This is a genomic window from Streptomyces sp. KR55 (genome assembly GCF_052245645.1).
GTDB classification, from domain to species: domain Bacteria; phylum Actinomycetota; class Actinomycetes; order Streptomycetales; family Streptomycetaceae; genus Streptomyces; species Streptomyces flavusporus.
Window position 1 is genome coordinate 1 of record NZ_JBQQCE010000514.1, and the last position, 6,899, is coordinate 6,899.

The window sequence follows — 6,899 nt, forward strand, 5'->3', positions numbered from 1 at the left end:
TTCAAGTGGACCAAGACCGCCGACGAGATCCTCAAATCCCTCGCCGACTACCTCACCAAGATCGCTACACCGGCCACCAAAAACCAGCATGAGACTTAAGCCCAGGATTTCAGGCGCATCACACTAGTGCTGTGACCGGGAAGGTTCACCTGGTTGCTGGCTGGTCGGCCTTGCAACCGTATGCTGCGGTCGTGCCCCCCAGATGGGAAAGGTTCTTGCCATGAAACTGCCGATCGGCAGAGTCCTGCTTATCGGGATGCTGCTCTGCGGCGGTCTGTTCGTTTGGGCGGCGGCGACTAACCTCAAGGCAAAACAGTGCCTGGAGGGACAGCTGCATCCGGACTTCAACGGCGCCACGATCACCGGGCGGGGTTGTGAGGTGACAACGACTTCCGGTGAGACCCTCGTCGTGCCGATCTCCGGCCCGCCGTTCGAAGCCGGGGTGGCTGGGGCACTTGGGTTCGTCGTCCTGGGCATGGCGACCGTAGTCATGCTCGTCCGACGCGCACGTCGACGGTCGGACCAGCGGTAGACGGAGCTCTTGGCGCCCTGCAGTGCCTTGGCAATCCCCGCTGACATTGCCGAGGTCGCCGACTTCCTCCTCTCTCCGTAGGCCCCACCGGGTTGTTCAAGCTGCAGTTTCGAGAGGTCGTCCGCCCCAGCGGATGCCTTTCTCGCTGCGGATGCGGGCGCGTTCCTTGCGTTCGGCGGCCAGGACGTCGCGGTGGTGGGCGTTGGCGTTGCGCCACCGGAGGTAGGCGTGCAGGGCCCGGGTCTGCACGGTGTGGTTGGGGTGGTTGGAGTTGGCGATGGTGAACTGCCGTAGTGGTCCGAAGTGGGCCTCGATCGGGTTCGCCCATGAGGCGTAGGTCGGGGTGAAGCACAGTTCGACCTTGTGTTTCTTTGCCCAGCGGCGGATGTCGTCGCCTTTGTGGGCGGACAGGTTGTCCAGGATGACGTAGATCGGGGCGCCGTCGGGCCGTGCGGCACGGATCGACTTCAGCGCGGCCAGCGTGTTGGCGGCGCCCTTGCGGCGCCGGTTGACGCCCCACAAGCGGTCGTCGCCGATGGAGTAGCAGCTGTGGAAGTAGCGCACGCCGTGGGTGCGGTGGTAGGTGGCGGGCAGTCGGTCGGGATGTTTGCGTTCGGCCCAGCCCGAGCCTGCGGTGGGCCTGATTCCGAGCGGGCCGAACTCGTCGAAGGCGAAGACCCGGTCCGGGAAGCGGTCCAGGACCTCCTCGATCCGGTCCAGTTTCGCCTCGCGGTCCGGGTCGGGGGATTCCTTCCATGTCTTGGTGCGCTGGAAGGTGACGCCTCGGCGGGCGAGCAGGCCGCGTAACGCCTCCCGGCCGATGAGGATCATGCGGCCGTGGACTTTGCGCAGGTAGGCGACGAGCTTGCGCAGGGACCAGCGGGTGAAGGGCTGGCCCAGCTTGGTGGGGCGGGTGGTGGCCGTCGCCACGACGAAGTCCTCGTCGTCAGGGCTGAGTCGGCGGGGACGGCCTCCCGCCCACTTAGGGTCCAGGCAGGCCAGGCCGATCTGGTTGAAGCGGTGGATCACATCGCGGACGGTGTCCTCGTCGGCCTGCACCAGCTGGGCGATCACCGGCACGCGGTTCCCGCCGGCCGAGGCCAGCAGCATCATCGCGCGCCGGTAGCGCACCGAACTGGTGCTGCCGCGACGCACGATCTGCTGCAGCCGCTGGCCCTCCTGGTCGGTCAGTCTGCGCACACGGACAGGCTCGGCCACCGCGCCTCCAGCGGTCGGATCGGACGTCACCGCACATCCAACCGCCACGACCACCAACCCGGCGAACCTATGCGGTCACAGCACTAGCGGCATCAACACGATGCCTGCCAAGCCGGCTGCTATGTAGTGGTAGAAGCCTGCCCAGGCATCGTTCGCAGCCCCGGACGAGGTCTGCTCGTCGGCTGCATGATCTGCCCACGCGTAGAGCGCTTCGAATGCCTTCCATCCAGCCAGCGCTGCCACAGCCGCTACAGCGGCCGTTTTGGCGGCGCGTATCGGGTACAGGTCCACGATGGCGGCTCCTGCTTCGGCTGGGGTGGGTCGGTCAGAACGATTCTACCCGACCCACCCGACGTGTTACCGGATCTACCGGAGTGCGTCCTCGAACACCTTCGCGTAATGGGCCGTTCCGGAGGTCTTCGGGTTACACGCGCGCGGGTGTGCGGATCGAGGCACGCACCTGAGTGGCCCGAGCGCGCACTGCCGCAGGCCGCATCCGGACCGGGCCTTCCTCGATGCCCGCGCCCCTTCCGTCGCAGGCGCGGCACAGCCCTCCGGGCAGAGCCTCCGGACGGCCGGGCACGCCGCAGTCCGTGCACTCCACGAGGGTGCGGGGTGCGCGGGGTTCGGAGGAGGCTGGGCGCTCGGGAGGCAGCTTGTCGATGAGCCTGCGCCGGACGAAGGCACCGGGTGAGTGGACCTGCTCGGGAAGACCGGCGACGAGGATTTGCGTGAGGTGGTCGGGGGTGATTCCGCGGGCCAGCCAGTTGGCGGCCGACTGCTCTAGAGCCGCGCAATCGGCGGAGGTCAGAGCCAAGCGCGGGTCCTGCAGGCCGAGTTGAGCGAGGGTGACGTAGGCCATGGAGGGGCGGGTGTCACCGTGCGGATGTAACGGTTCGGGCTGGGGTGTTACGTCGCTGGGGACGGCCTCGGACACAGGGCCGCCGCCCGAGTCAGCGTCGAGGAACCGGGCCCACCATTCGTTGTCACGTGCGGTACGGGACCAGTAGGTGTGGAAGACCCATCGCGTTCCGCTCTCGCCTTCGCCTGTTTCGATACGGCGGCGGATGCGGCGCAGGTGCCCAGCCCTGCTGAGCTCGTTGAAGGCCGAGCGAACGGCTTGCTGCCCGTACAGGGGCTGGGCCTTGGCGATGGTCTTGGCATCCATGGCCGCGTTCTCGCAGAGCTGGTCGAGGAGGCTCGCGAGGTATGCCTCGCGGGGCGGTAGATGGCCGAAGTCGTCAGGGCGGGGCGGCTGCTGATCAGGAGCGGAGCGTTTGCCGTAGCCGGGCTTGGCCAGGGGATGCGCTGCGGGTGTGGGCAAAGCAGCGCTAGAGTTTTCGTAAGCCACGAGATCGGTCCTGAGCTTTCGATCTTGGGGTGAGACCCCGGCGGGTGCTGGTAACACCCGACCGGGGTTGTTTGTTGCCGCGAACGCTAGACGGTCGCGACGGCGCGTCGCAAGCCGATCACGAAAAGTCATGTCGGCTGGTACGAGCGGACGTTGGCGCGGAGAGGGCGGGAGGGTGGGTTGATTCTTTCCGCCCGTTCCTTGGAAAAGGAGCTCGGGTCTCGCACCCCGAAGCCCGGGGCTCAGGCCTCGCGGGCGGCGTAGGTGAGGAAGGCGGTCCAGGCGTCTGCGGGGACGACGAAGCGGGGGCTTCGAGCGCCGAGCTTCGAGTCGCGGATGTGGATGGTGTGGCTGGACTTGCGCTGGACGTAGGCGACTTCGAGGCAAGCGCTGCCCGACGAATCGCTGTAGCTAGACTTGAACCACGCCAGCTCGGCGCTCATAGCTCCTCCGCCAACTTCCTGATGAACCGGGCAGACTCCTCAACGCTAAGCGCCTGCATGCGGATCATGCCATGCCGTTGAGTGAGGATGCTGAGTTTGTCCCCGCTGCCGTACAGCGCACCGGTCTCCTGCCCGTCGGCGAATGCGTACTGCTCGTGATCGGCCGTCTCCACCAACACGATGGGGCCGCTGAGCGCTGCCGCCGGGGCACACTTGAAGGGCAGCACTTGGATCGAGACGTTGCGCCACTGGCCCACCTCCGAGAGGTGCTCGAGTTGCTTCCGCATCACACCCTCGTCACCGACGACGGCACGTAGTGCGGCCTCATGGAGCACGAAGCTGAACAGCGCGAGCGGCTTGCTGGTCAGCTTCTCCTGTCGGCGGAGCCTCGCAGCGACTCGCTCGGCCACTGTCTCCTCGTCAAGCGGCGGGCAATCGTTGCCGATCAGCTCCCGGGCGTAGTCCCCCGTCTGCAACAACCCTGGAATCAGCATCGGCTCGTACCACTGCACCGTGATCGCCTCGGCCTCGATCGCCATGTATTCCTTGGACCGCGCGGGGAAAGGCTCAGGCTTCAGAAACTCATGCCCGGCCAACAACTTCCCCCGCGCCCCGCACATCTGATCCGCGACCTGCAACAACCTGAGCGTCGGCCTCCGCCGCCCGCACTCCATCGACTTGACGTACTCAAAGTCGTACCCGGCCTCGTCGGCCAGCTCCTTGCGACCGACCCCCGCCTCCTCCCGCCACAACTTGATCTGCCCACCGCAGTACCGCCAGTTCTGCTGCGCCTGCTGGGACTCCCCAGAAGCCACGCGCCCCACCCACCTCCCACCGCCACACCGTGTACAAGCACGCTGTGTACCCACTTCGCCACTCCCTGAAGCTACGCGCCAACCACCAGCCTGATCACGGCAAATGACGGAGAATCACACGCAAGGAACCGAGCACGCATGCCCAAGGACCGCGAGGACCACGAGGACCGCGAGGACCGCGAGGACCGCGAGGACCGCGAGGACCGCGAGGACCGCGAGGACCGCGAGGACCGCGAGGACCGCGAGGACCGCGAGGACCGCGAGGACCGCGAGGACATCGAGTGGCGCCTCCCCCGCCACGCCCGCAGCGTGAGCCGCGCCCGATCCCTCCTCCGTGACCAGGCCACCTCCTGGAAGCTCCCGGACGAGGTGACGGAAACGGCCGTACTCCTGCTCAGCGAGCTGATGACGAACGCATACCGCCACGCGAAGGTCTCCCCCGGCCGCGAGATCTGGACCCGCTGCACCCTGGAGGCCGACCGCCTCCGCATCTCGGTGACGGATGCCAACGACACACTGCCGGCACCTTGCCACGCATCACCGGACGACGAGTCCGGCCGGGGTCTGACCCTGGTGGCAGCGCTGTCGGCCGAGTGGGGTGTCGGCCCCCGGCCCGGCGGGATCGGCAAGACGATCTGGTTCGAGCTGTGGACGCCTACGCTGTAGGGGCACCAGCGCCGACAGGCCTACGCGCGACGCCCTGATGAACCGCAGCTGATGTCAGTTTGTTCATCCCCCGCCCCGAACGATTCTTCTTCGCCTCTGAACGCCTTACGGAACGCGCCCGACACCGACAGCGGAGTCAGCCCTCAGTACCGGCAGACGAGGATGCCGCCCAGACACGTGATCTCGAAGGCCCCGTGGTGGGCGATATGATCGACGAGGATCGTGCGGGCCCGCTCGATCGTGGCCTCGAAGGGCACGTCGTGCTGGTCCGCCCACGCCCGGTAGGAGGCCATGTGCGCGATGACCGGCTCGGGATCGTGGACCGTGATGGTGCCGGGCAGTTCGATCGTGTCCACACGCCCGAACTCCTCACCCAGGATGGCCGGGGCCCTCTCCAGGGAGAAGCGGGCGCTGAGCGAGATGCGGGCCGGGCCGCGTTCGGTGCCGAGGACGTCGCCGGCGGCCCGCTGCCACAGGTCGTCGAGTTCGGGCTTGTCGCGGGCACTGTTGGTGGAGACGACCAGCAGCCCGTCGCGGGCCACGACACGGGACAGTTCCGCGACCGCTCGGGGGATGTGCGGGACGTGGTAGAGCATGTGCATCGCCAGGGCCGCGCCCACGCTTGCCGTCGCCAACGGCAGGTGGGTGACGTCCGCCACGGCGACCGGGCCGGGGACGCCGGCGAGGATGCCGGGAGCGATGTCCAGGCCCAGCACGGCCAGGTCGGGCCTGTCCCGGCGGAGTCGTCGGACGTACGTGCCGTTGCCGCAGCCGACGTCGACGACGCGTCCGCGCACCTCGCTCAACTGCTCCGCGACCATGCCCGGCAGGTCGTAACGGGGCGTCTTCCACTCGTAGAGCGCCTGCCGTGCGGCGAGGTCCCGGTCGCTGCTGTAGGCGCTCCCGGCGAGGCGGTTCCGGTCGGTGACGGCGGCGTCGTGTGCGGGGGACAGTTCGGTCACGTCGAGACCTCCGGTGCGACGGCGAGGGGTCGTGACAGCCCTACCCAGTGCTGGTGGAAGCTCGGTGGTCAGCCCGGAGCCGGAAAACCATGTAGGCGGCGTCGTCCTCAGCGGTGTTGCCGTCTGCGTCCGTGACCGACACCGTCATCAGCCCGGCCGCTGCGGTATAGAAATCAGCTGGCTCCATCTGGCGCAGAGTAGTACCCAGGTGATCGAAGCCACCATCGAAATGCGCCCAGTCTGCCCCCTGAATCGCCGCGGCGAGACTGAACGTCAGGATCTACGATCGCCGCCATGACCATCCGCTGGACGTACGCCTTCATCGACCGCCCCGCCGGACTCCTGGACCGGGCCCACGGCTTCTGGACGGCGGTCACGGACACCCGGCTGTCCGAACTCCGGGGAGAGAAGCAGGAGTTCGCCACGCTGCTGCCCGGCCCGGGAGTGGACGCCTGCGTCAAGGTGCAGGGGGTCGACGCCGGTCAGGGCGGCGCGCATCTCGACTTCGCCGTCGAGGACGTACGGGAGTTCGTCGCGTCGGCGGTGCGGCTCGGGGCGGAGGATGTCGTCGAGCACGAGGGGTGGGCCGTACTGCGGTCGCCTGCGGGGCAGTTGTTCTGTGCCGTGCCCTGGCACGGGGAGTCGGTGCGGCCGCCCGTGGTGCGTGGCAGCCGGCTGGATCAGGTGTGCCTCGACGTCCCGCCTTCGTCGTACGACGCCGAAGTCGCCTTCTGGAGCGGGCTGCTGGACGGTTGGGAGTCCCTGCCGGGCTCCCTGCCGGAGTTCCATGTGGTCACGCCGCTGCCCGGACTGCCGGTGCGGATGCTGTTGCAGCGGCTGGGCACCGAACGGCCGGTCTCCGCCCACCTCGACCTCGCCTGCGCCGACATCGAGGCGACCCGCGCCGAGCAC

The 6,899-nt window shown here is 67.9% G+C and carries 9 protein-coding genes; 3 read left to right on the plus strand and 6 right to left on the minus strand.

All coding sequences use genetic code 11. The features are described from left to right. Positions 1–220: 220 nt before the first annotated feature. Positions 221–532, plus strand: a complete 312-nt coding sequence (locus ACTWQJ_RS43725) for a hypothetical protein (RefSeq protein WP_443311958.1) — start codon at positions 221–223, stop codon at positions 530–532. A gap of 96 nt (positions 533–628) precedes the next feature. Here ACTWQJ_RS43725 and ACTWQJ_RS43730 read toward each other — a convergent pair whose 3' ends face one another. From ACTWQJ_RS43730 to ACTWQJ_RS43750, 5 genes are all read right to left on the minus strand, one after another. Beyond that, positions 629–1,750, minus strand: a complete 1,122-nt coding sequence (locus ACTWQJ_RS43730; protein ID WP_443311959.1) for an IS630 family transposase — start codon at positions 1,748–1,750, stop codon at positions 629–631. A gap of 75 nt (positions 1,751–1,825) precedes the next feature. Next, positions 1,826–2,041: a hypothetical protein gene (locus ACTWQJ_RS43735; protein WP_443311960.1), complete on the minus strand. Its 216-nt coding sequence runs from the start codon at positions 2,039–2,041 to the stop codon at positions 1,826–1,828. Positions 2,042–2,174: 133 nt separating this feature from the next. Continuing rightward, on the minus strand, positions 2,175–3,074 hold the full coding sequence (locus tag ACTWQJ_RS43740; RefSeq protein ID WP_443311961.1) for a hypothetical protein: 900 nt from the start codon (positions 3,072–3,074) through the stop codon (positions 2,175–2,177). A gap of 269 nt (positions 3,075–3,343) precedes the next feature. Next, positions 3,344–3,544: a DUF397 domain-containing protein gene (locus ACTWQJ_RS43745; RefSeq protein ID WP_443311962.1), complete on the minus strand. Its 201-nt coding sequence runs from the start codon at positions 3,542–3,544 to the stop codon at positions 3,344–3,346. Beyond that, positions 3,541–4,359 (minus strand): helix-turn-helix domain-containing protein, encoded by an 819-nt coding sequence (locus tag ACTWQJ_RS43750; RefSeq protein WP_443311963.1) that lies wholly within the window; start codon positions 4,357–4,359, stop codon positions 3,541–3,543. Before ACTWQJ_RS43750 ends, ACTWQJ_RS43745 begins: the two co-directional genes overlap by 4 nt. A gap of 138 nt (positions 4,360–4,497) precedes the next feature. Here ACTWQJ_RS43750 and ACTWQJ_RS43755 point away from each other — a divergent pair, with 138 nt between their 5' ends. Beyond that, positions 4,498–5,025: an ATP-binding protein gene (locus ACTWQJ_RS43755; RefSeq protein ID WP_443311964.1), complete on the plus strand. Its 528-nt coding sequence runs from the start codon at positions 4,498–4,500 to the stop codon at positions 5,023–5,025. 143 nt (positions 5,026–5,168) lie between these two features. Here ACTWQJ_RS43755 and ACTWQJ_RS43760 read toward each other — a convergent pair whose 3' ends face one another. Next, positions 5,169–5,987: a class I SAM-dependent methyltransferase gene (locus ACTWQJ_RS43760; RefSeq protein ID WP_443311965.1), complete on the minus strand. Its 819-nt coding sequence runs from the start codon at positions 5,985–5,987 to the stop codon at positions 5,169–5,171. 294 nt (positions 5,988–6,281) lie between these two features. Between ACTWQJ_RS43760 and ACTWQJ_RS43765 the strand changes: the two genes are divergently transcribed. Then, the coding region (locus ACTWQJ_RS43765; protein ID WP_443311966.1) for a VOC family protein at positions 6,282–6,899 on the plus strand (618 nt) is incomplete at its 3' end.

Bases quoted from the DNA above. Each gene is read 5' to 3' on its own strand.
- ACTWQJ_RS43725 (WP_443311958.1), top strand. From the start codon at position 221: ATGAAACTGCCGATCGGCAGAGTCCTGCTTATCGGGATGCTGCTCTGC.
- ACTWQJ_RS43745 (WP_443311962.1), bottom strand. From the start codon at position 3,544: ATGAGCGCCGAGCTGGCGTGGTTCAAGTCTAGCTACAGCGATTCGTCG.
- ACTWQJ_RS43755 (WP_443311964.1), top strand. From the start codon at position 4,498: ATGCCCAAGGACCGCGAGGACCACGAGGACCGCGAGGACCGCGAGGAC.